Here is a 2011-nt window from a genome sequence, read left to right on the forward strand (position 1 = left end):
AGGTAGCGCCAGGATAAATCTGGTAGTGGGGGAAGCCGAACCTGGCGGAAACCACTTGTTGGAGTTCAGAGGGTTCGAATCCCTCCCGGCAAAGCCTAGCCAGCAGCCGGAACCGAGTCTTGCATGCGAATGCGGTAACGCATTACTTGAAGCGTAGACAGGGTGCACTGAAGCCGTGTGATAGAGCCCCGAAATTAAGTCGCCGCTGGTGTCTTCACTTTCCTTACGGTGGGGACGGAACTGAGTTGGCCATCAAGGTGAGGCCAGCCAGACTGGCCGGGGTCTGAGAGCAGGGCAAAGGTGCGGGAAGGACGCCCCAGGAACCTGGGAGGTCCTGTGTTCGACCAATTCAAGCAGCTGATGGCGCCGGGCTAAGAAGCGGGGCCGGGCCTCTCGGGAGGGCATCGCCGGAGGGGAGCGAACATGATGACGAAGAATTGGGGCCGGGAAGCGAATCAATAAGCGACCCGGTATTCGGCACAGGAAGTCTTAGCGCCTTCGTAGTACTGATGACGCCGGGGAACGCCGCTCGGGCGGACCCGGTCGAGGAAAGGGGGGCGTCGTTGTACAGAAACGTTCATGTGAAACACGGAGGAATATTGAAGCCTGAAAGCGTGTCAACGAAACAGGAACGTATAGCCGAGCTGGCGAGAAGCAATCCGGCGATGGCATTGACCACCTTGGCCCATCACATCGACTATGAATGGGTCCAGTACGCGTACGACTGCACGCGCAAGGATGGCGCGGTGGGAGTCGACGGTCAGACTGGAGAAGATTACGCTGCCAATTTGGAGCAGAATCTGACCAGCCTGATCGACCGGCTCAAATCGGGCAGCTACCGTGCGCCGCCGGTTCGCCGTCATTACATTGACAAGGCAGATGGCAGCGGTCAACGAGGTCTTGGAATTCCTTCTTTTGAGGACAAAGTGGCGCAGCGTGCCATCGTCCTGCTGCTGGAGCCGATCTATGAGGTCGACTTTAGCGACAGTTCCTACGGCTACCGCCGTGGACGTAGCGCGCACGATGCGCTGCAAGCGATCAGAAGCGGGATAACCAAGAACGGTGGGCGATGGGTGTTGGATGTGGATGTTCGAAAATTTTTCGACAGCATCTCGCACGCCAAGCTGAGAGAGTTTCTAGCCAGACGAGTCACTGACGGTGTAGTCAGAAAACTGATCGATAAGTGGTTGAAGGCGGGCGTAATGGAAGGCGGACAGTTGTCCTTTTCCGAAACGGGCGCGCCTCAAGGCGGTGTTGCCTCCCCATTGCTATCCAACGTATTCCTGCACTATGTGCTCGACGAATGGTTCAGCGATGAGGTGCAGCCACGGCTGAGGGGGCCGAGCACACTAGTCCGCTTTGCGGACGATTTTGTCATGCTGTTTGCATACAAGGATGACGCGCAGCGGGTGCTGGCGGTGCTGGGTAAGCGGCTTGGGAAATACGGGTTGGAGCTTCACCCGGATAAGACCACCATGGTCGATTTCCGCTACAAGCCGAAGTCCGCCAAGGATGAGGACGGCAAGGTGCTGGCGACGAGTTTCAACTTCCTCGGGTTCATGCATGTTTGGGTGAAATCGAGGAGGGGCTGGCCGATGCCTGGGCAACTGACGGCGAAGGATCGCTTGGCTCGCGCTAAGAAGGCGATCAATCAGCAGTGCCGCGCAATGCGGCACTGGTCGATCAGGGATCAGCATCAAAAGCTCTGCAGGATGCTCAAGGGGCATTTCGCCTACTTTGGCATCAGCGGTAACTTCAAGCGTATTGGCGGCCTAAGATTTCATGCCGCCCACTGTTGGCGCAAGTGGCTATCGCGCAGATCGTCCAAAAGCAACATTCCATGGACTGCATTCAAGGAGATACTCAAGAGGTTTCCCTTGCCGCAAGCTCGAATTGTGCACTGCTATACCGATACGTGAGCGAATCTGTGCAATGAAGAACCGGATGCCTTAATTGGGCTCGTCCGGGTCTGTGAGGGATGGGGGCGGTAACGTCCCCGTCTACTCGGAAA

Annotated in this window: 1 protein-coding gene; it reads left to right on the forward strand. The window is 57.1% G+C overall.

Annotated elements, in window-relative coordinates; all coding sequences use genetic code 11:
* The first annotated feature begins 599 nt into the window (after window positions 1-599).
* Window positions 600-1919, forward strand: coding sequence for a group II intron reverse transcriptase/maturase (gene ltrA / locus DN412_RS42680; RefSeq protein ID WP_208647778.1), 1320 nt, complete (start codon window positions 600-602; stop codon window positions 1917-1919).
* Window positions 1920-2011: the final 92 nt, after the last annotated feature.

The organism is Cupriavidus lacunae (assembly GCF_003353055.1).
Taxonomy (GTDB): domain Bacteria; phylum Pseudomonadota; class Gammaproteobacteria; order Burkholderiales; family Burkholderiaceae; genus Cupriavidus; species Cupriavidus lacunae.